The 18,899-nt window shown below is 68.3% G+C and carries 20 protein-coding genes; 11 read left to right on the forward strand and 9 right to left on the reverse strand.

Going from position 1 to position 18,899, the window contains the following annotated elements:
* Positions 1–61 precede the first annotated feature (61 nt).
* The 3 genes from metG to AC2ITM_RS08650 form a co-directional block, all read right to left on the reverse strand.
* Positions 62–1,774, reverse strand: a complete 1,713-nt coding sequence (gene metG, locus AC2ITM_RS08640) for a methionine--tRNA ligase (RefSeq protein WP_486466251.1) — start codon at positions 1,772–1,774, stop codon at positions 62–64.
* 155 nt (positions 1,775–1,929) lie between these two features.
* Positions 1,930–3,168, reverse strand: coding sequence for an MFS transporter (locus AC2ITM_RS08645; RefSeq protein WP_486466252.1), 1,239 nt, complete (start codon positions 3,166–3,168; stop codon positions 1,930–1,932).
* A gap of 105 nt (positions 3,169–3,273) precedes the next feature.
* A complete protein-coding gene (locus AC2ITM_RS08650; protein ID WP_486466253.1) occupies positions 3,274–4,014 on the reverse strand; it encodes an ImuA family protein in 741 nt (246 codons plus the stop codon).
* A gap of 155 nt (positions 4,015–4,169) precedes the next feature.
* On the opposite strand from AC2ITM_RS08650, the gene AC2ITM_RS08655 reads away from it, so the two are divergent.
* Positions 4,170–5,222, forward strand: a complete 1,053-nt coding sequence (locus tag AC2ITM_RS08655) for an aldo/keto reductase (RefSeq protein WP_486466254.1) — start codon at positions 4,170–4,172, stop codon at positions 5,220–5,222.
* 187 nt (positions 5,223–5,409) lie between these two features.
* On the opposite strand, the gene AC2ITM_RS08660 is transcribed toward AC2ITM_RS08655, so the two are convergent.
* On the reverse strand, positions 5,410–6,084 hold the full coding sequence (locus AC2ITM_RS08660) for an NUDIX hydrolase (protein WP_486466255.1): 675 nt from the start codon (positions 6,082–6,084) through the stop codon (positions 5,410–5,412).
* A gap of 49 nt (positions 6,085–6,133) precedes the next feature.
* Positions 6,134–6,556 (reverse strand): DUF983 domain-containing protein, encoded by a 423-nt coding sequence (locus AC2ITM_RS08665; RefSeq protein ID WP_486466256.1) that lies wholly within the window; start codon positions 6,554–6,556, stop codon positions 6,134–6,136.
* A 227-nt stretch (positions 6,557–6,783) separates the two neighbouring features.
* On the opposite strand from AC2ITM_RS08665, the gene AC2ITM_RS08670 reads away from it, so the two are divergent.
* The 4 genes from AC2ITM_RS08670 (at position 6,784) to AC2ITM_RS08685 (ending at position 9,379) form a co-directional block, all read left to right on the forward strand.
* Entirely contained in the window at positions 6,784–7,677 is an 894-nt protein-coding gene (locus AC2ITM_RS08670; RefSeq protein ID WP_486466257.1) for an EF-hand domain-containing protein, read from the forward strand.
* A 130-nt stretch (positions 7,678–7,807) separates the two neighbouring features.
* Positions 7,808–8,401, forward strand: coding sequence for an RNA polymerase sigma factor (locus AC2ITM_RS08675; RefSeq protein WP_486466258.1), 594 nt, complete (start codon positions 7,808–7,810; stop codon positions 8,399–8,401).
* Positions 8,394–8,807, forward strand: a complete 414-nt coding sequence (locus tag AC2ITM_RS08680) for a hypothetical protein (protein WP_486466259.1) — start codon at positions 8,394–8,396, stop codon at positions 8,805–8,807. Before AC2ITM_RS08675 ends, AC2ITM_RS08680 begins: the two co-directional genes overlap by 8 nt.
* 2 nt (positions 8,808–8,809) lie before the next feature.
* Positions 8,810–9,379, forward strand: coding sequence for a periplasmic heavy metal sensor (locus AC2ITM_RS08685; RefSeq protein ID WP_486466260.1), 570 nt, complete (start codon positions 8,810–8,812; stop codon positions 9,377–9,379).
* A gap of 384 nt (positions 9,380–9,763) precedes the next feature.
* On the opposite strand, the gene AC2ITM_RS08690 is transcribed toward AC2ITM_RS08685, so the two are convergent.
* Positions 9,764–11,188, reverse strand: a complete 1,425-nt coding sequence (locus tag AC2ITM_RS08690; RefSeq protein WP_486466261.1) for a GGDEF domain-containing response regulator — start codon at positions 11,186–11,188, stop codon at positions 9,764–9,766.
* Positions 11,189–11,313: 125 nt separating this feature from the next.
* Between AC2ITM_RS08690 and AC2ITM_RS08695 the strand changes: the two genes are divergently transcribed.
* Complete coding sequence (locus AC2ITM_RS08695; RefSeq protein WP_486466262.1) at positions 11,314–11,592, forward strand: DUF3572 domain-containing protein; 279 nt, start codon at positions 11,314–11,316, stop codon at positions 11,590–11,592.
* A 12-nt stretch (positions 11,593–11,604) separates the two neighbouring features.
* Here the strand turns inward: AC2ITM_RS08695 and AC2ITM_RS08700 are convergent, their stop codons facing one another.
* Positions 11,605–12,063 (reverse strand): MarR family winged helix-turn-helix transcriptional regulator, encoded by a 459-nt coding sequence (locus AC2ITM_RS08700; RefSeq protein WP_486466263.1) that lies wholly within the window; start codon positions 12,061–12,063, stop codon positions 11,605–11,607.
* Between the two features lie 144 nt (positions 12,064–12,207).
* Between AC2ITM_RS08700 and AC2ITM_RS08705 the strand changes: the two genes are divergently transcribed.
* The 5 genes from AC2ITM_RS08705 (at position 12,208) to ribD (ending at position 16,339) form a co-directional block, all read left to right on the forward strand.
* Positions 12,208–12,909 (forward strand): HAD family hydrolase, encoded by a 702-nt coding sequence (locus AC2ITM_RS08705; protein ID WP_486466264.1) that lies wholly within the window; start codon positions 12,208–12,210, stop codon positions 12,907–12,909.
* 81 nt (positions 12,910–12,990) lie between these two features.
* Positions 12,991–13,578 carry a heme NO-binding domain-containing protein gene (locus AC2ITM_RS08710; RefSeq protein ID WP_486466265.1) on the forward strand — a complete coding sequence of 196 codons (588 nt, stop codon included), beginning with the start codon at positions 12,991–12,993 and terminating at the stop codon, positions 13,576–13,578.
* Between the two features lie 62 nt (positions 13,579–13,640).
* Positions 13,641–14,618: a GGDEF domain-containing protein gene (locus AC2ITM_RS08715; RefSeq protein WP_486469410.1), complete on the forward strand. Its 978-nt coding sequence runs from the start codon at positions 13,641–13,643 to the stop codon at positions 14,616–14,618.
* A gap of 153 nt (positions 14,619–14,771) precedes the next feature.
* Positions 14,772–15,239 carry a transcriptional regulator NrdR gene (gene nrdR / locus AC2ITM_RS08720; protein WP_486466266.1) on the forward strand — a complete coding sequence of 156 codons (468 nt, stop codon included), beginning with the start codon at positions 14,772–14,774 and terminating at the stop codon, positions 15,237–15,239.
* Positions 15,236–16,339 (forward strand): bifunctional diaminohydroxyphosphoribosylaminopyrimidine deaminase/5-amino-6-(5-phosphoribosylamino)uracil reductase RibD, encoded by a 1,104-nt coding sequence (gene ribD / locus AC2ITM_RS08725; protein ID WP_486466267.1) that lies wholly within the window; start codon positions 15,236–15,238, stop codon positions 16,337–16,339. Before nrdR ends, ribD begins: the two co-directional genes overlap by 4 nt.
* A gap of 3 nt (positions 16,340–16,342) precedes the next feature.
* Here the strand turns inward: ribD and AC2ITM_RS08730 are convergent, their stop codons facing one another.
* Positions 16,343–17,440: a polysaccharide biosynthesis/export family protein gene (locus AC2ITM_RS08730; protein WP_486469411.1), complete on the reverse strand. Its 1,098-nt coding sequence runs from the start codon at positions 17,438–17,440 to the stop codon at positions 16,343–16,345.
* A gap of 132 nt (positions 17,441–17,572) precedes the next feature.
* A complete protein-coding gene (locus tag AC2ITM_RS08735) occupies positions 17,573–18,865 on the reverse strand; it encodes a capsule biosynthesis protein (protein WP_486466268.1) in 1,293 nt (430 codons plus the stop codon).
* Positions 18,866–18,899 lie beyond the last annotated feature (34 nt).

The raw sequence follows: 18,899 nt of genomic DNA on the forward strand, positions 1-18,899 counted from the left end.
TTCAAGGGCCAGCCCAAATGAAAAGGCCGCACCAACGGCGCGGCCTTTTCCCGTCTGGGGATCAGTCCCGTTTGCCGCTGAACCGCGACTGCCAGTCCTCGCGTTCCTCGTCCGAGACCTTGCGGAACAGATTTTCCGGTACGATGAAGGCTGCACCCGGGGCCAGCGCATCCAGTGCCGTAGGCAGATCTTCGGGCCAGTCCAGCGACGGCAGCTGCATCGCCTCCTTCAGCGTCTCGGCCGTGTCGGGGATGAAGGGGGCCGACAGGATGGCGTAGAGGCGGATCAGGTTCAGCGACAGGCGCACGATGGCGGCCGCGCGTTCGGGGTCCTCCTTGTAGACGGACCAGGGGGCGGCGGTCTGAAGGTATTCGTTGCCGGCGGCCCAGATGGCGCGCAGCTCGGTCGCGGCCTTGCGGACCTCGATCGCGTCCATTGCCGCCTGATAGCGGCCCAGGCGCGCAGCCAGATCGGCGATCAGCGCCGCTTCCTGTTCGCCATAGCTGCCGCCCTCGGGGACGACCTCGCCGAATTTCGAGCGGCAGAACTTGGTGACCCGGCTGACCAGGTTGCCCAGCACATCCGCCAGGTCCTTGTTGACCGAGGCCTGGAAGTTCTCCCAGGTGAATTCGCTGTCCGAGCTTTCGGGCGCATGGCTCAGCAGCCACCAGCGCCAGTAATCCGACGGCAGCACCGCCAGCGCCTGGTCCATGAAGACCCCGCGCCCGCGCGAGGTGCTGAACTGGCCGCCTTCGTAATTCAGGTAGTTGAAGGACTTGATGTAATCCACCAGCTTCCACGGCTCGCCCGAGCCCAGGATCGTCGCCGGGAAGGACAGGGTGTGGAAGGGCACGTTGTCCTTGCCCATGAACTGGGTATAGGTCACGTCCGCCGCGCCCTTGTCGGTGCGCCACCAGCGTTCCCAGTCGGCCCCCTTGCCGGCCTCGACCCATTCCTGCGCGCAGGCGATGTATTCGATGGGCGCGTCGAACCAGACGTAGAAGACCTTGCCCTCCATGCCCGGCCAGTCCTCGGTGCCCTTCTTGACCGGCACGCCCCAGTCCAGGTCGCGGGTGATGCCGCGGTCCTGCAGCCCGTCACCGTCGTTCAGCCATTTCTTGGCGATCGAGGTGGTCAGCACCGGCCAGTCGGTCTTCGAATCGATCCAGTCCGCCAGCGCCTCCTTCATCGCGGATTGCCGCAGGTACAGGTGCTTGGTCTCGCGCATCTCCAGGTCGGTGGCGCCCGAGATCGTCGAATGCGGATTGATCAGATCGACCGGGTCCAGCTGCTTGGTGCAGTTGTCGCACTGGTCGCCGCGCGCGCTGTCAAAGCCGCAATTGGGGCAGGTGCCCTCGATGTAGCGGTCCGGCAGATAGCGGCCGTCGGTCGGCGAATACATCTGCTTTTCAGACACTTCCCGGATCAGCCCACGCTCTGCCAGAACACCCGCGAAATGTTGCGTCAGCACTCGGTTCTGCACGCTGGACGACCGCCCGAAGTGATCAAAGCTCAGCCGGAAGCCCTGGGCGATCCCGGCCTGGACCTCGTGCATCTCGGCGCAGTACTCGGCCACCGGTTTGCCGGCCTTGGCCGCGGCCAGCTCGGCGGGGGTGCCGTGTTCGTCGGTGGCGCAGAGGAACATCACCTCGTTGCCGCGGCCGCGCTGGTAGCGCGCGAACAGGTCGGCGGGCAGCTGGGACCCCACGAGGTTCCCGAGGTGCTTGATCCCGTTGATATAGGGAATGGCCGAGGTGATGAGATGCCGCGCCATGGACGCCTCCTGAAGCTGTTTCGGATTTTGCGCCACCGCGCTTTTCCGCCTCATATCCCGCCCGGGGACAAAGCAAAAGGCCCGCGCCTTCATCTTTCCCCAACTACGGCGGGGGAGGCCGCCGGCCGGGGGCATAGCCCCCCGCCGGGCGGGCCTCAGGCGCCGCGCTCATCTTCCTCGCGGGTGCTGCGCAACAGCCGCCCGATGTTGAACGAGGTCCGCGGCGCATAGGTAAAGCGCGTGCGCAGCCCCCGCGCCGGCGTCGGGCGCACCCTCATCCGCCCCAGGCCATACAGCAGCAGCGCCCCGTGCCCCGCTGCCACCATCGCGTAGATCGAGCGCGGCCCGAAGATCCCGATCAGCTCGGATGCCAGCAGCGGCGCCGCCATTGCCCCCACGGCATAGTAGAACAGCAGCGCCGCCGACAGCTCGGCCCGTTCGTGGCTTTCGGCAAAGTCATGGGCATGGGCTGAGGCGATGGAATAGACCGGATAGGTCGCCAGGCCGAAGAAGAAGACGTTGATCAGCACCGGCCCGATGCCCGAGGGCGACAGCATCGAGGCCGCGCAGCTCAGGATCGTGAGGATCGAGACGCCGACCAGCACCCGCCGCCGGTCAAAGCGGTCCGCCAGCCAGCCCGCCGGCACCTGCGCGACCGCGCCGCCGACCAGGAACAGCGCCAGGAAATACGAGATCTGGTGGGCATCAAGGCCCATCTCCAGCCCGTAGACCGGGCCCATCATCCGGAAGGTCGCCGCCGACAGCGCCGAGACGATCACCGCCACCACCGCCAGGGGCGAGCGTTTCAGCGCCAGTCCCGGCTGCAACCGGGGGGCCGCACCCAGGGCAGGGGCGGGCGCGCGGGTCAGCGCCAGCGGCAGCAGCGCCGCGCAGCACAGGATCGACAGGATGTTGTAGGACAGGTACGAGGCCGGGCTCAGCACGCCGACCAGCAGCTGCGCCACCAGCGATCCGCCCATGTCGCCCAGCCGGTAGACCCCGGTCACCCGGCCGCGGTCGGCATTCGACAGCCGCGCCATCAGCCAGCCCTCGATCACCGTGTAGCAGCCCGCGATGCACAGCCCCGAGGCCACCCGCATCAGCGCCCAGGCATAGGGGTTGACGATCATCATGTGCATCAGCGTCGCGATCGCCCCCAGGGCTGTCAGCGCGGCAAAGGCGCGCGAATGGCCGACCCGCCCCATCAGCCGCGGCGTGCCCCAGCAGCCGATGAAGAAGCCCAGGAAATGCGCCGAGCCCAGAAGCCCGATCTGGGCCCGGCTAAAGCCCAGCTCCAGCCCCGACAAGGCATCAAGCGGCGACACCGCGCCCGAGGAAAGTTGCAGCAGGATGACCGAAAGAATGAGGGCGGAGAAGGAGATGATCGTGCGCATGTCCGTGCTGTCCCCTCCATGTCCGCCGCTTGCCCGCCCGTTTTCGACATGATGTGACGTTTCCGGCATATTGCATGCTTTTTACCCGCTTTTGCGGCGGGAACGTCAGGTCATCCGCCACACGGGGCTGACCGACATGTCGGGGGGCGGTGTCTCTGGCAGCGGCGGGGTCAGGCTGAAACCGCCGGTGGCGTCGCGCTCGGCGATATCGGTGGTGTAGCGGTGATGCAGCGCCCAGCGGCGGGGCGGTGCCATCCGGGCCCGGCGCCGTTCCAGCCGCCACAGCCGATGCCCGAAGGCCAGCAGCAGCGGATCGGCCCGCAGGTGGTCGGGGGCACAGTGCCAGCGGCTTTCGACCCCCTGGGCGCCGCCGTCACCCGGCGTCAGGATCAGGCCCAGGGGCGCGCAGGCGCCGGTTTCGGCCCCGGTTTCGGCGGCCAGATGCAGCCGCCGCACCGGGGTCAGGGCGGGCGGGCGCTCCAGCTCGGCCACCACCAGCGGCACCAGTCCCGAACGCAGGACCTCTTCCAGCACCCAAAGGATGTCCTCGGCCCGGCGGGGGGCGGCAAAGATCACCCGCCCGGGATCCAGGAACGCCGCCATCCCCGGGGCATGCAGCGGCGCGCGGTTCCAGGCGGGGGCGATCCAGTAGATCGGTGCCTCGTCATCGCCGCGCGCCCGCGCCGCCGCCAGGGCGCGGGCGCCCACGAAATGGGCAAAGGCATGGCGCCCCGGCCCGCAGGCCTCGTGCAGGCGGCTCAGGCGCAGGCCGGCCTCGGGGGCAAGGGCCAGTTCAGGGGCGCTTTGCCAGGGGCGGCGCTGCAGCAGAGAGGGATCGGGACTCATGGTCCCAGGATAGAGTGTTCTTAAAATGTTCTCAAGCCGCGGAATGGCCTTTGACAGGGCTGACGACACGGAAAGGTGCCCCGGGACCTTGCATCGGGCAGGGAAATGGTAAGGTTCGGCCCCTAACGATGGTTCTCGGGATGAGGAAGGTAAGAATGCGCAGACACCAGCTGGGACGAAGCGGGATCGAGGTTTCCGATTATTGCCTGGGCTCGATGACCTGGGGCAACCAGACACGCAGCGCCGTGGCGCATGAACAGATCGACGCGGCGCTCGACGCCGGGATCAACCTGATCGACACCGCCGAGATGTATCCGGTGAACCCGGTGAAGGCCGAAACCATCGGCCGGACGGAACGGATCATCGGCCTCTGGCTGGAAAAATACCCGCATCGCCGACACGAGATGGTGCTGGCCTCGAAGGCCAGTGGCGAGGGGCTGAAACATGTCCGCGAAGGTGCCCCCATCACCCCCGAGACGATCGAGGAAGCCATCGAGGGGTCGTTGCGGCGGCTGAAGACCGATTACATCGATCTGTATCAGTTCCACTGGCCGAACCGCGGGTCGTATCATTTCCGCCAGAACTGGGGCTTTCACCCCAAGGGCGGCCGCAAGTCGAAGGACGCTGTGCTCGACAATATGCGCGCCTGTCTTGAGACGCTGAAGACCCAGCAGAAGAAGGGCCGTATCCGCGCCTTTGGCCTGTCCAACGAAAGCGCCTGGGGGATGGCCCAGTGGCTGCGCCTGTCCGAAGAGCTGAACGCGCCGCGTCCTGTCTCGATCCAGAACGAATATTCGCTGCTCTGCCGCCTGTTCGACACCGACCTGGCCGAGCTTTGCGTCTATGAAGAGGTCGGGCTGCTGGCCTATTCGCCGCTGGCGACCGGCCTGCTGACCGGCAAGTACCAGGGGAATGCGGTGCCTGCGGGCTCGCGCATGGCGATCAACGGCGATCTGGGCGGGCGGAAAAGCCCTCGCGTCTTCCCTGCCGTCGACGACTATCTGGACGTCGCGCTGAAGCATGATCTGGATCCGGTGCACATGGCGCTGGCCTTCTGCGCCAGCCGCCGCTTCAACGGCTCGGTCATCTTTGGCGCCACCACGATGGCGCAGCTGGGCCATGTCCTGGACGGCCTGGATGTCACCCTGTCGAAAGAGGTGCTGGAGGATCTGGATGCGGTGCATCGCAAGCATCCGATGCCCTACTGATCCCAAGGGGCGATGATCCGGCCGGTCCCGAAGGGGGCCGGTCACCAGGCCCCCTGGTGGTTTCCATGGCCGCCCTGTGCCCCTTGGGGCGGTGTGTCCCGTGTCACGGCGGACCCGCCCTTGCCGGTGTGCCGGTCCCGGGGCAAGGGCCCGGGCTGCTCAGGCCAGCAGACTCAGGCCAGCAGCCTCAGGCCACCAGGCCGCGGAACACCGGCCCCGAGGGCGGCTGGTCGAAGAAAGGGATTGCCTCGGGGGCGCGGCCGCGGCGCAGCATGGCGGCCAGTTCCGACAGGGCGACCGCGGTGACGAAGGGCAGGTTCAGCCGCCGCGCCGCCGCCAGAGGCACCCAGGCCAGGTCCGACAATTCTCCCGAGGCGCCACCGAAGTCGTCGCTGTCGCCGTGGATTGCGCTGTCTTCCAGCAGGAAGAAACGGGCGTCGAAGCGCCGCGCCTGCCCCGGCGGCGTGATCGCGCGGTAGAAAAAGCCGAGCGCCCCGGCATCGGGCAACAGTCCGGCCGCGGCGAAGGCGGCCCAGGCGGGGTCCTGCGGCGGTGCGGGCCAGAGGCCGGGGCGGCCGATCAGCAGGCCGGTTTCCTCGGCGAATTCGCGCAGCGCGGCGGCGGCCAGCGCCGGCACCAGGGCGGGATCGGCATCCATGGCCAGCAGTCTCTGTGCGCGCTCGGGCAGGGGACGGGCCAGCGGCACCCCGGCATCGCCCGCCTCGACCGCACCGCCGGGAAAGACCATCTTGCCCGGCATGAAGGCCGCGCTCTGGCCGCGCTGGCCCATCAGCACGCAGGGGCCTTCCGGGCTGCGGCGCAGGGCGATGATCGTGGCGGCGTCTTTCGGCTGGGCAGTCATCGGGGCCTCCTTGTGCAGGCGGGGTCAGTATGCAGGCGGGGTAAGGGCGTCAGGGGTCTTGGGCAAATCCGTGCATCCGGCGCGCCCATTGCACGGCAATCAGCACGCCCTTCATCCGGGGCAGAGTGTAAAGCGTCAGCGCCACGGCGAAAATGGCAAAGCCGGTGAACAGCATGATCGGATCCGGCTGCCAGGCCATCCACACCGCCCCCAGCAGCGGCGCCGACAGATGGCCGACCACCAGGATGGTCAGATAGGCGGGGCCGTCGTCGGCACGGTGATGGCGCAGGTCCTGCCGGCAGACCGGGCAGATGTCGCGCACCTTCAGGTAGCCCTTCAGCAGCGGACCAGAGCCGCAGTTCGGGCAGCGCAGCCGCCAGCCACGGCGCAGGGCAGGCCAGAGCGGCCGCTCTTCCGGGTCCTCCCCGGGGCGCAGGGGCGCCGGGGGATGATCCTCGGTCTTCTGGGTCACGTCGGGCTCCTGCGGGGACATTACTTCCGGTTGCAGGATGCGGCGGCGCGGCCTGTCTGAAAAGCCCGGGCGACCCGCTTGCGGCGCCATGTCGCAAATCCGTGATCGCGGGCGGCGGAAAAAAACGACCCTTCGGCGACGGAAGCCCCGGGCTGGCCCGTATTTACCTGCAGATGACGGAGGGCGACGCCCCCCATCGACCCGAAGAGACTAGAGGAGTTGACCTTATGAAACGCGCAGTTCTTCTCGGCAGCATCGCCGCCCTTTCGCTGACGGCATTCGCGTCCAGCGTGTCCGCCCAGGCCGCCGACACGACCACGACGGCTCCGGCACCGGTCAGCGCACCTGCCAAGCCGCTGCCGCCGCGGATGAAGGCGATGGACACCGACGGCAACGGCGAGGTCTCGCAGGAAGAGCGGGATGCCGCCGCCGCCAAGCGCTTTGCCGCCGCCGACACCAATGGCGATGGCGAAGTGACCCAGGACGAGCTGGTTGCCTACATGGCCGCCCAGGAAAAGGCCCGTGAACAGGCTCGCGACACGCAGATCGCCGAGGACATGATCAAGCGCCTCGACACCAATGGCGACGGCAAGCTGTCGGCCGAGGAAATGAAGCCGAAATCGCCGGCCGACGCCGCCTTCGCGCGCCTCGATACCAATGGTGACGGGCAGGTCTCGAAAGAGGAATTCGAGGCAGGCTTTGCCAAGATGGCCGAGCAGCGCATGGATCGCGGCATGGGCCCGCAGATGGGCATGATGGATCGCGACGGCGGTGGCATGGGCCGGGGTTTCGACCGTGATCACGGCCCGCAGATGGGCATGATGGATCGCGACGGCGGTGGCATGGGCCGGGGTTTCGACCGTGACCATGGCCCGCGCATGGGCATGATGGATCGCGATGGCGGCGGCATGGGGCGCGGCTTTGACCGTGACCGCGGCCCCGGCTGCGACATGATGGATCAACGCGGTGGCGACATGCGCCGTGCCGATCGTGGTCAGGGCGGTGACATGCGCAAGATGCACAACCGCATGATGCCGCCCGCTCCGAACGGCCAGCCCGGCCCGCAGGATGCCCCGGCCGATGGTCAGGCGCCGAAGGCGTCCGACGACAGCCAGGGCTGAACCCTGCGCCGCTCCCCAAGGCAGGGGGCGGCCGCCCGGTGATCCGATTTCGGGCGGAAAAAGGTAGACTTGCCGGGGCGATCCGTTGTCGGATTGCCCCGGGTGACGGAAACGGATACGCCGCTGGAGCATGAGCAACATGGCCTTCGACGATCCCAATGCCATTCCCGATGATGCGCTCCTGGTGCTGTATGCCAACGGGGACGCGGATGCGGCACGGCAGTTGACCACGCGGCTGGCGCCGCGGGTGCTGGCGCAGGCCGCCCGGATGCTGGGCGACCGGGCCGAGGCAGAGGATGTGACCCAGGAGGCAATGCTGCGGCTTTGGCGCATTGCCCCCGACTGGCGCCAGGGCGAGGCGCAGGTGACGACCTGGCTTTACCGGGTGACGGCAAACCTGTGCACCGACCGTCTGCGCCGCCGGCGTGGCGGTCCGCGCGACATGGACGAGATGCCCGAGATCGCCGACGAGGCGCCCTCGGCAGACCAGCGCATGCAGACGGCGGCCCGGATGGATGCGCTGCAGGATGCGCTGAACCAGCTGCCCGACCGGCAGCGGCAGGCAGTGGTCCTGCGGCATATTGAGGGGCTGGGCAATCCCGAGATTGCCGAGATCCTCGAGATCAGCACCGAGGCGGTCGAGAGCCTGACCGCCCGGGGCAAGAGGGCGCTGGCCCGCATCCTAGAGGGGCGGCGCGATGAACTGGGGTACGACGATGACTGAGCGGAAAACAGGAGACGCCTTCCAGGACGATGCGCTGGACGCGATGTTCGCGCAGGCCCGCCTGATGCCACCGAAGCTGCCGGCGGGATTGCAGGCGCGCATCCTGGCCGATGCCGATGCCCTGATGCAGGCGCGCCTTGCCCCGGCGCCGCAGCCGGTGACGCCGGCGCGCCGGCCCGGCCTGTGGCAACGCTTTGTGCGCGGTGTGGGCGGTACGCCTGCCCTGGCGGGACTGGTTGCGGCGACCGCGGCGGGGCTTTGGATCGGTATCATGCCGCCCGCCTTTGTGACCAGCGGCGTCGAGGCGGTGCTGGGCACGGATGTCAGCTACAGCCCCTACATGGTCGACAGCACCAGCGCCTTCGACTTTTTCGACACCGACACGACCCAGACGACCGGAGGCTGACCATGACCGATCCCCTTGCCAGCCCGCCCCAGATGCCGCGCTCGGGCACCGGGCTTCGGGTGCTGCTCTTTGCCTCGCTGGCGGTGAACCTTGCGGTGGCCGGACTGGTCGTGGGCTCGGTGTTGCACAACCGTCCCGACGGGCCTGACGGCCCGCCTCGCGTCGACCGCATCGGTGGCGCGCTGAGCTATGCCCTGAGCGAGGCGGACCGCCGTGCCATCGGCCGCGCGGTCTGGAAGGACATGCGCGAGAACCGCCCCGACCGCGGCCAGGTCCAGGCCGAGTTTCAGCAGATCATCGCGGCGCTGCGGGCCGATCCCTATGACGGCACCGTGGTGGCGCAAAGCCTGAAGCGGCAGCTGGACGAGGCGATGCGGCGTCAGGATGTCGGCCAGCAGATGCTGCTGCAGCGGATTTCTGAGATGAGCCGGGACGAACGCGTGGCCTTCGCCGATCGCCTGCAGGATGCGGTGCAGAAGCTGCAGACCCAGGGCCCGGACGCGCTGCGCCCCGATCGCGACAAGGGGAAGGGCAAGGATGGCGACCATAAGGCACCGCCCCCACTGGAATGACGCCGGCCGGTCCGCTCTGCGGGGCATCGGATCTCTGGCTGTTCTGCGGTCGGGGATTTCCGGTTGCAAAGCGGGGGCAGGCGACGGATGGCTTTCTGAGCCGTGAGCCGTGAGCCGTGAGCCGTGAGCCGTGAGCCGTGAGCCGTGAGCCGTGAGCCGTGAGCCGTGAGCCGTGAGCCGTGAGCCGTGAGCCGTGAGCCGTGAGCCGTGAGCCGTGAGCCGTGAGCCGTGAGCCGTGAGCCGTGAGCCGTGAGCCGTGAGCCGTGAGCCGTGAGCCGTGAGCCGTGAGCCGTGAGCCGTGAGCCGTGAGCCGTGAGCCGTGAGCCGTGAGCCGTGAGGGGCATCCGGCCCGTGGCACGGATGTCCGTGCGGCCTTTCCGAAGATCAGCGGGGCAGATACAGGATACGGGCCTGGGGCAGGGGGCGGGGATCTTCGGGTTCCTGGGCGATGCAGTCGCGTCCCGCGGCCTTCGCACGGTAGAGCGCGCGGTCGGCATCCTCCAGCAAATGCTCGGGCGTGCGGGTGCCGTGGCGCGCGCAGGTCACTCCGATCGAGATGGTCAGCGCCTGCGGCACGCCATCGGCGATCAGCGGACGTGCCCGCACCGCCGTGCACAGCCTTTCGGCCACGATGCGGGCCTCGGCCGGAGGGGTGTCGGGCAGCAGGGCCAGGAATTCCTCGCCGCCGATGCGGGCCAGCACATCGCTGCCGCGCAGGCTGTCCTGCAGCACCCTGGCCACCAGCTGCAAGGCCTGGTCGCCCATCGCATGGCCGAAGTGATCGTTGACCTGCTTGAAATGGTCGATATCGGCCAACAGCACGGCAAATGGCCGCCCCTCAAGCGCGGCTGCCCGTGCCGCCAGCGCCAGCTTTGGCAGGGCGAAGCGACGATTGTGCAAACCGGTCAGCGGATCCGTGACCGAGGCCTTCATCCCCTCGGAAAGCACCGCCTGCAGGCGCCGCCGACGCGCCAGACGCCCCTGCAGGCCCCGCAGGCGCGCCGCGATCTCGGCCGGGTCGAAGGGGCCTTCCATCACTGCGCTGGCACCGATGTCATAGGCCGCCGCACGCAGCCTGCGGCTGCAGCCCGTGGCCAGCAGCAGGACCTCGCTTGACAGGCGGTCCCGGTGGTTCTGGAAGGTGGCCAGGCGGCGCAGGCTGTGCTGTTCATCGTTGGGATCGGCGGCCATCAGGAACAGCCCGTGCCGTGGCAGATCGCGCGGAGGAGCGTCGCGCGCGGGATCGCCGCGCCGCAGGGTTCCCGCCAGCTCCAGCCGCAGCCCGGGCTGCGCGTTCAGCGCCTGCCGCCACAGCAGCCCGGTCGCCGCATCGGGCGGCAGGGCGATGACGCGGCTCTGGCCCAGAAAGCGCAGCGCGCCTTCCGCGAGGCCCGGAGGCTCATGCAGATCGCCCCGTGGCTTCAGCGCTTCCAGGGTTTCTCGGGCGCGGTCATGGGCGCGCAGCCGGGCGCGGAAGACATCCTCGGATTCGGCGCGCGAGATGACATCGTCGGCGCCCGCTGTCAGCAGACCCGCCCGGCCCATGTGATGGCCCGGTGCCGTCACCACAAAGATCGTCACATCGGCGAACTGCGGCGCGCTGCGCAGCGCGTGGATCAGCCGTCCCGCCGGCATCATCTGCATGTCGTCCGCCACGATCAGCACCTGGGGCTGCCAGTGATGCGCCTGCTCCTGGGCTTCGGCCGGGGTGGCGGCGGTCCGGATGTCGTAGAAATCGCCCGACAGGCGCGCCGCAAGGGTGATGCGGCGGGTCACATGCTCGTCCACGATCAGGATCCGTGCCGGCATTTCCCCTCCTGTCACGTCGCGCCGCATGGCACTTTGTCAGCGGGCGTCCTAGAAGGAGGGTGGCCTGAAAATGGTTAACAAATCCTTTAACAAGATATATCATTCGGGGGAGGAACGGGAACGTGATGACGCGCAAGCAGGCCGAGGATACCGCGGTCCAGGCGCTGGCCTGGCTGGCTGGCAACGAAGAGCTTCTGCCGGTATTCATGGGCTCGACGGGGTTGTCGCCGGACGATCTGCGTCAGGCGGCGCAGACGCCGGAATTCCTGGGGGCCGTGCTGGATTTCCTGACCATGGACGATGCCTGGGTCATGGCCTTCTGCCGCAGTGCGGGGATGCCGTTCGATCAGCCGATGCAGGCGCGCGCGGCCCTGCCCGGTGGCGAGCAGGTGCACTGGACCTGATGCGCGCGGGCCTCAGAAGGTCCGCAGCCCGCCCTTGTCGCCTTCCGAAACCTTGGCCAGCAGGCGCAGCAGCTCTTCCTTCTCGCCGGGGGCAAGGCGGTCGGTCATGACGGCGGTGTTCTGCAGGGCATAGGGGATGGCGCGTTCCAGCGCCTCGTGACCGGCCGGGGTCAGGCCGATCTGGCGGGTGCGGCGGTCGCCGGTGCCGGGATCGCGCGACAGCAGGCCGGCCTCTTCCATCTGGCGCAGCGCGCGCGAGGTCGCGGTGCGGTCGATGCCGACGAAATCCGCCAGCTCAGAGGGTTGGGTCAGGCCTTCATTCGCCAGACCCAGCAGGATGCACCAGGTGATCCGCGTCAGCCCAAGACCGCGCAGGCGCTCGTCCATCCGGCGTTCCTGGATGCGCGCGGCCAGCGACAGCCAGTAGCCGAGCGAGTTGTGAAGGCGATAGGGGGTGTTCTGCGGATCCATGGGGCCAGAAGCCCGAGCGTCCCGCGAAAGTCAAGCGGCAGCCGGTTTGCATAACGGACGGCTTTGGTTTGCAAATCTTGCGCAGCCTTGTGCTTGGGCTGCGATCCCGGCAGTGTCGCGGCGACATTGCAAGGGCAGGACATCATGGGTTCGGGCAGACCGGTACGCGGCATTCTCTTCGACAAGGACGGCACGCTGTTCGATTTTGGCGCCACCTGGAACGGCTGGGCGGCGGGCATCCTGCGGGACCTGTCGGAGGGGGATGACGCGCGGGCCCAGGCCATGGCCGATGCGCTGCATTACGACCGCGCGGGCGGGGGCTTTCGCCCCAGCAGCCCGGTCATCGCCGGCACCAACGGCCAGGCGGCGGCGCTGATCCTGCCCTATCTGCCCGGCTGGCAGGCCCCCGCGCTGGAGGATTTCCTGTCGCAGCGCGCCGCCACGGCCGCGCTGGTGCCGCCGGTGCCGCTGGCGCCGCTGCTGCAGGGGCTGCGCGCCCGCGGCCTGAGGCTGGGGGTGATGACCAACGACACCGAATTCAGCGCCCGCAGCCAGCTGACCTCGGCGGGGGTGCTGGATCTGTTCGACTTCATCGCGGGCTTTGATTCCGGCCATGGCGCAAAGCCTGCGCCCGATCCGCTGCTGGCCTTTGCCCGCGCCACCGGGCTGTCCCCGGCCGAGGTCGTCATGGTCGGCGACAGCACCCATGACCTTGAGGCCGGCCGTGCCGCCGGGATGCAGACGCTGGCGGTGCTGACCGGCATGGCCGGGCCCGGCGATCTGGCGCCCCTGGCCGATGCCGTGCTGCCCGATATCGGGCATCTGCCGGACTGGCTTGCGGCCTGATCCTGAACAGACAATTGGATATATTGAGGCGTTGTTAAGCCGCGCCGGGCATGGTGGCGGAAAAGGACGGCACCCCGGACCATGCACGGCTTGATCAACAGATCCATCGAATGCTTCCTGCGCGACACCTATGGCGAGGGGCTGTGGGCGGATGTCGCCCTGCGAGCGGACCTTCCCGCCGCAGCCTTCGAGGCGATGCTGATCTACGAGGACGCGCTGACCTGGCGGGTCCTGGATGCGGCTGTGGCGCTGCTGGAAAAGCCCAGCTCGACCCTGCTGGAGGATGTCGGCACCTATCTTGTCTCGCATCCCAGCAACGAGGGGCTGCGGCGCCTGCTGCGCTTTGCCGGCGTAGGGTTCGAGGACTTCCTGCATTCCCTCGACGACCTGCCGGACCGGGCGCGGCTGGCGGTGGGCGATCTGATGATCCCGCCGCTGGAGCTGGTGCAGCAATCCGGCAACCGTTTCGTGCTGACTTGCGGCCCCGGGCTGCCGGGCTTCGGCCATGCGCTGATCGGCGTGCTGCGCGCCATGGCGGATGATTACGGGGCGCTGGTGATGATGGACCACCTGGGCAGTCATCAGGGCATCGAGACGATCGAGGTCCGGCTGGTGGAAAGCGATTTTGCCGAAGGCCGGGAATTCGCCCTTGGGGCGCGCACGGGATGAGCGCGCCCTTGACGCCGGTCTGCCCGCCGCCGGGGCAGGCGCTGGTTCCACCGCTGCCGCAGATGTCGCTGGACCTGCTGTGCCCGATGCATCTGGTGCTGGATGCCGGGGGCTGGATCACCCATGCCGGCCCGACGCTGCGCAAGCTGCGACCGGGGCAGGAGGTCACGGGGCGGGCCTTTCTGGATCTGTTCGAGGTGCTGCGCCCGCGGATCTCCGGTTCGATGGAGGCGTTGCTGGCCGCGGCCGGAACCCGCCTGCACCTGCGGTTGCGGGACCATCCCCGCACCGGGCTGAAGGCGGTGCTGGTGCCGCTGGAGGCTGCGGCAGATGGCACGCGGGGCGCGATCCTGAACCTGTCCTTCGGCATTTCCATTGATGAGGCGCTCAGGGATTATTCATTGCACTCCAATGACTTCGCCCCCACTGACCTGGCGATCGAGATGCTGTACCTGACCGAGGCGAAGCTGGCGGTTCTGGACAGCTGGAAGGATCTGAACCTGCGCCTGCAGGGCGCCAAGATCGCGGCCGAGGAACAGGCCTATACCGACACGCTGACCGGGCTGAAGAACCGCCGCGCCATGGATCACGTGCTGGCCCGGCTGATCCGTGGGGCCGAGCCCTTTGCGCTGATGCATCTGGACCTGGACTGGTTCAAGGCGGTGAATGATTCCCATGGCCATGCGGCGGGCGACTATGTGCTGCAGCATGTCGCCCGCGCCCTGGTCGAGGAAACCCGTGACGAGGACACGGTGGCGCGGATCGGCGGCGACGAATTCGTGCTGCTGTTTCCGCGCCTGCTGCGCCGCGCCCGGATCGAGGAAATCGCCCATCGCCTGATCGCCCGGCTGGAACGCCCGATCCTGTTTGAAAGCGCCACTTGCCGGGTGTCGTGCTCGATGGGCACGACGCTGTCCAGCTTCTACGATCACCCAAGGTCCGATCAGATGCTGGCGGATGCGGATGCGGCGCTTTATGCTTCGAAAAAGATGGGCCGCGCGCAGCATTGCTTCTTCCGGCCCGGCACTGCCCCTGGGTAATGCAGCGTGGCAAATGCGCAGCATATCTAGATGTAGTATTTCGCGACTACCCAATCCGCTGTAGACCCCCTATACTGCCTGTGGATAAGATACGGGGGCCCCATAGCTGCTGCTGCGAACCGGGGCTGCAAGAAGTGGGGGCCCGGCAGAAACATGCGTTGTCCGTTCTGCGGAAATATCGACACCCAGGTGAAGGACTCTCGCCCGGCCGAGGATCATGTGGCGATCCGCCGGCGCAGGCTCTGCCCGTCCTGCGGCGGCCGGTTCACCACCTATGAACGGGTCCAGCTGCGCGACCTCGTGGTGATCAAGTCCAGCGGCCGACGCGAGGATTTCGACCGGGAGAAGCTGGAACGCTCGATCCGCATCTCGATGCAGAAGCGCCCGGTCGAGCAGGAGCGCATCGACCAGATGATCTCGGGGATCGTGCGCCGGCTGGAAAGCATGGGCGAGACCGACATCCGTTCGAAGGTCATAGGCGAGATCGTGATGGAGGCGCTGGCGCGCATCGATACGGTGGCCTATGTGCGCTTTGCCTCGGTCTACAAGAATTTCCAGGCCGCTGACGATTTCGACAAGTTCGTCAGCGAACTACGCCCGAACATCCCGCACGACAAGTGACCCGCGAGCAGGATCTGCGCTGGCTGGCGCTGGCATTGTCGCTGGGGCGGCGCGGGCAGGGCAACACCTGGCCCAACCCGGCCGTCGGCTGCGTGCTGGTCAAGGACGGCCGGGTGATCGGCCGGGGCTGGACCCAGCCGGGCGGCCGCCCGCATGCCGAAACCGTGGCGCTGCGCCAGGCGGGCGAGGCGGCGCGGGGCGCCACGGCCTATGTCTCGCTGGAGCCGTGCTCGCATTACGGCCAGACGCCGCCCTGTGCGAAATCGCTGATCGCGGCGGGGGTGGTGCGGGTCGTCGCGCCCTTTGCCGACCTGGATCCGCGGGTCGAGGGGCGCGGCTTTGCCATGTTGCGCGATGCCGGCATCACCGTCGACACCGGGCTGATGACCGGCGAGGCGGCGCAGGATCTTGAGGGGTTCTTCCTGAACCGATCCCAGGGGCGGCCCCGGGTGACGCTGAAACTGGCGCTGTCGCTGGATGGCAAGATCGCCACCGCGACCGGCGAAAGCCAGTGGATCACCGGCCCCGAAGCCCGCCGCGAGGTCCATGCCATGCGGATGCGCCATGACGCGGTGATGGTGGGCGCGGGCACGGCGCGGATTGACGATCCCAGCCTGACGGTGCGCGGCCTCGGGGTCGAGCGCCAGCCGGTCCGGGTCGTGGTGTCGCGTCGGATCGATTTGCCGTTGCTGGGCTCGCTGGCCTGCACGGCCCGTGATGTGCCGGTCTGGATCTGCCACGGCCGGGATGCCGATGCCAAGTTGATCACCGCCTGGAAAGAGCTGGGGGCGACGCTGATTCCTTGCGCGCTGCAGGGGCGTCAGCTGGATATCCTGTCGGTTTTGCAGGGGCTTGGAACGCATGGCCTGACGCGGGTCTTCTGCGAGGGGGGCGGCGCGCTGGCCGCCACGCTGCTGGCCGCCGACCTGGTGGACGAGCTGGTGGTGATGAACGCGGGCGTGCTGCTGGGGGCCGAAGGGCGCCCGGGTCTTGGGGCCATGGGCATCGACCGGCTGGCCGAGGCGCCGCGCCTGACCCTGGCCGAGGAACGCCGCATCGGTCCCGACGTGATGACCCGCTGGCTGCGCCCGACGCAGTAACCCTCAGGGCAGCACGGCGCTGGCGGTGTTGAAGTCGCTGAGCGACCCCAGCATCGCCGACACGGCCTTGTCCCATTGGGCGAAGGGCGCTTCGGTGATGTAAAGCAGGTCACCGTCGCGGATCAGGAAATCACCGGCCAGGAACAGCCCGTTCGGCTGCGTCAGGTCCAGCACGTAGACCATGCGCTGCGGGCCGGTCAGATCGCTGCGGCCCAGCACCTGGTCTGCAATCTCGGGGGCTTCGTTGCGCATCACGAAGACGCCGGTCGGATCGGCGGCGTTGCTGCGCAGGCCGCCCGCCAGGGCAATGGCCTCGATCCCCGAGAGCGAGGGACGCTCCAGCGGCACGATCTTCTGCGCACCCGCCGCCCCCAGCACGGTGAAGGAACGCACGGTTTCCTCGACCAGGATGCGGTCGCCGTTGCGCAACGCGATGTCATCGGCGGGATTATCGAAGATGTCCTGGAACCGGACCGAGGACCGCTGCCGCCCGCGGATCACCGTGACCTCGGCCGCCTCGGGGTCGATCGACAGCCCCCCGCCCGAGGCCAGCATCCCCGACAGCCGCCGGGTGGGCCGTTCGATCTTGTGCACGCCCTGGCCCGCGATTTGCCCGACCAGCGTCACCGTCGCGCCGTCGCCCGGCGCGCGCTGCAATTCCACCTGCGGATCGGGGGTCTGTTCCGCCAGCTTGACCGAGATCTGGCTGCGGATCACCTCTGGCGTGTTGCCGGCGGCCTTGATGCGGCCCGCGTAGGGCACGAAGATCCAGCCGTCATCATCGACCTGAATGCCCGACAACCGCGTGGCCCGCGCCCCGGCGGTGGCGAACAGCCCGTCGTCGACGTTTTCCCAGATCGTCAGGTTCAGCGTGTCGCCCGGCCGGATCAGATCCGAACTGACCTCTCCGGCGCCGCGGAAGGCGGCCGAAAAGCCCAGTTTCGGGATCACCGCCGTGGCCCGCGTCACCCGGTCGTTCACCGTGACCACAAAGGCATCGCCCTTGCGCAGTACCGACCCTTCGTAGATATCGGACTTGTTCGGGCCGATCCGGGGCAGGGTGCTGCAGCCCGCCAAAGCCAGCGGGGCCAGCAGAACCATGCGGCGGGAAAGGGTCGGGTGAAGGGGGCGGACGGTCACTGTCGATCTCCTGGTCCTTTGCGGACTCGTTCAGGCTGCCTCTGCGTCACGTTACACGCAAACAGGGAAATGAAACGTTGCCGTGCCCCGGTTTCACGGAACGGCACGCAACTGTTGCCGGGGGGCCGCGGTGCCGGCGCGCAGGGCGTCGTAGGGGTCGTCCTCGGCCAGCATCATGTCGACGACCTGGCGCAGCAGCTGCCGCCGCCCGGCTGCGGAATAGTAGCCGCCCGCGACCTGGCTGGTCTCGAACAGGAAGCGGCGATAGTCCTTGTAGGCGCGGGTATCGGGCCGCGCGGCACAGGCGAAGAAATCCGCCAGCGGCTGGGCCGAGACGAATTCCGGCTTGTCGTAGACCGCCGTGCCGAAGGTCTTCAGCGGGATGCCGCGATACAGCGCCTGCTGCGCCGAGGTCGAATTCACCGTCACCGCGCTGCGGCAATCGTTCAGCAGCGGCCCCAGCTTGCCGCCGCGCACGTAATGCACCCGCCCCTCCAGCCCGTGGGCGCGGGTCAGGCGCGCGATTTCCCGGCGCAGGGGGGTGCGGCCGTCCTCCAGCGGATGGGCCTTCAGCACCAGATGGTGGTGGCCGGGCGCGCCGGCGGCAAAACCTGCCATCACGCGGTCGATGAACTCTGCCAGCGAGGCAAAGGGCGAATGGCTGCGGAACGAGGCATCATGGGCCAGCTGCAGCAGCACGACGTGATAGGGAAAGCCGCCGCGGCGGATCCGGGCCGAGGCCCGGCGCCGCTCGGCGGCACTGAAGGGCATGCGCAACAGCCGGCGCAGGTACAGCCGGAATTCCTGGCCGACGGACAGGGCACGGTGGGGGCGGAAATCGCGGTAGCCCTGGTTCAGGCACATCACGAACCAATGATACAGCGCGCCATAGAAGACATGTTCGCGCAGATCCCCCCAGCGGGCGGGGGGCAGCGGCGCATCCAGGTCGCACAGGGCCAGCATGGCCCGCATGTCTGCCACCGACAGCTGCATCAGCCGCGAATGCCCGTTCGAGCCGCCGCGTTCATAGGTCACCCAATAGGGGCGCAGATAGCCTTCCTCGAAGACATGGATGCGCAGCCCGGCAGTGCGGGCGCGGGCGATGGCGCGGGCATGGATGGGCCGCGTGTCGCCATAAAGCACGATGTCGGTGGCGCGATGGGCGGCGGCCAGCGCGGCAAAGGTCTTGTCCCAGTCCTGCGCCGGGCCGCGAAAGGCGATGTAGCTGTCACGGTCGGGCCAGAAGGCCCGGTCCCCGGCATTGAAACCGACGCGCCAGACCTGGGCCCCGGCCTGGCGCAGCAGCCGGCCGAGCTGATGAAAGAACGGTCCATGCGGCCCCTGCAGGAACAGAAAGACCCGGTCTGCGTCGGCTTGGTTGCTCATCCTCAAGGTGTGATAGATCCGCATGAACAATCTA

The organism is Pseudooceanicola sp. NS-SX9, from assembly GCF_057380705.1.

Bases quoted from the DNA above. Each gene is read 5' to 3' on its own strand.
- AC2ITM_RS08675 (WP_486466258.1), top strand. From the start codon at position 7,808: ATGAGCAACATGGCCTTCGACGATCCCAATGCCATTCCCGATGATGCG.
- AC2ITM_RS08680 (WP_486466259.1), top strand. From the start codon at position 8,394: ATGACTGAGCGGAAAACAGGAGACGCCTTCCAGGACGATGCGCTGGAC.
- AC2ITM_RS08705 (WP_486466264.1), top strand. From the start codon at position 12,208: ATGGGTTCGGGCAGACCGGTACGCGGCATTCTCTTCGACAAGGACGGC.
- AC2ITM_RS08715 (WP_486469410.1), top strand. From the start codon at position 13,641: ATGTCGCTGGACCTGCTGTGCCCGATGCATCTGGTGCTGGATGCCGGG.
- AC2ITM_RS08650 (WP_486466253.1), bottom strand. From the start codon at position 4,014: ATGAGTCCCGATCCCTCTCTGCTGCAGCGCCGCCCCTGGCAAAGCGCC.
- AC2ITM_RS08670 (WP_486466257.1), top strand. From the start codon at position 6,784: ATGAAACGCGCAGTTCTTCTCGGCAGCATCGCCGCCCTTTCGCTGACG.
- AC2ITM_RS08730 (WP_486469411.1), bottom strand. From the start codon at position 17,440: ATGGTTCTGCTGGCCCCGCTGGCTTTGGCGGGCTGCAGCACCCTGCCC.
- AC2ITM_RS08700 (WP_486466263.1), bottom strand. From the start codon at position 12,063: ATGGATCCGCAGAACACCCCCTATCGCCTTCACAACTCGCTCGGCTAC.
- nrdR (WP_486466266.1), top strand. From the start codon at position 14,772: ATGCGTTGTCCGTTCTGCGGAAATATCGACACCCAGGTGAAGGACTCT.
- metG (WP_486466251.1), bottom strand. From the start codon at position 1,774: ATGGCGCGGCATCTCATCACCTCGGCCATTCCCTATATCAACGGGATC.
- AC2ITM_RS08655 (WP_486466254.1), top strand. From the start codon at position 4,170: ATGCGCAGACACCAGCTGGGACGAAGCGGGATCGAGGTTTCCGATTAT.
- AC2ITM_RS08685 (WP_486466260.1), top strand. From the start codon at position 8,810: ATGACCGATCCCCTTGCCAGCCCGCCCCAGATGCCGCGCTCGGGCACC.
- AC2ITM_RS08690 (WP_486466261.1), bottom strand. From the start codon at position 11,188: ATGCCGGCACGGATCCTGATCGTGGACGAGCATGTGACCCGCCGCATC.
- AC2ITM_RS08645 (WP_486466252.1), bottom strand. From the start codon at position 3,168: ATGCGCACGATCATCTCCTTCTCCGCCCTCATTCTTTCGGTCATCCTG.
- AC2ITM_RS08735 (WP_486466268.1), bottom strand. From the start codon at position 18,865: ATGAGCAACCAAGCCGACGCAGACCGGGTCTTTCTGTTCCTGCAGGGG.
- AC2ITM_RS08710 (WP_486466265.1), top strand. From the start codon at position 12,991: ATGCACGGCTTGATCAACAGATCCATCGAATGCTTCCTGCGCGACACC.
- AC2ITM_RS08695 (WP_486466262.1), top strand. From the start codon at position 11,314: ATGACGCGCAAGCAGGCCGAGGATACCGCGGTCCAGGCGCTGGCCTGG.
- AC2ITM_RS08660 (WP_486466255.1), bottom strand. From the start codon at position 6,084: ATGACTGCCCAGCCGAAAGACGCCGCCACGATCATCGCCCTGCGCCGC.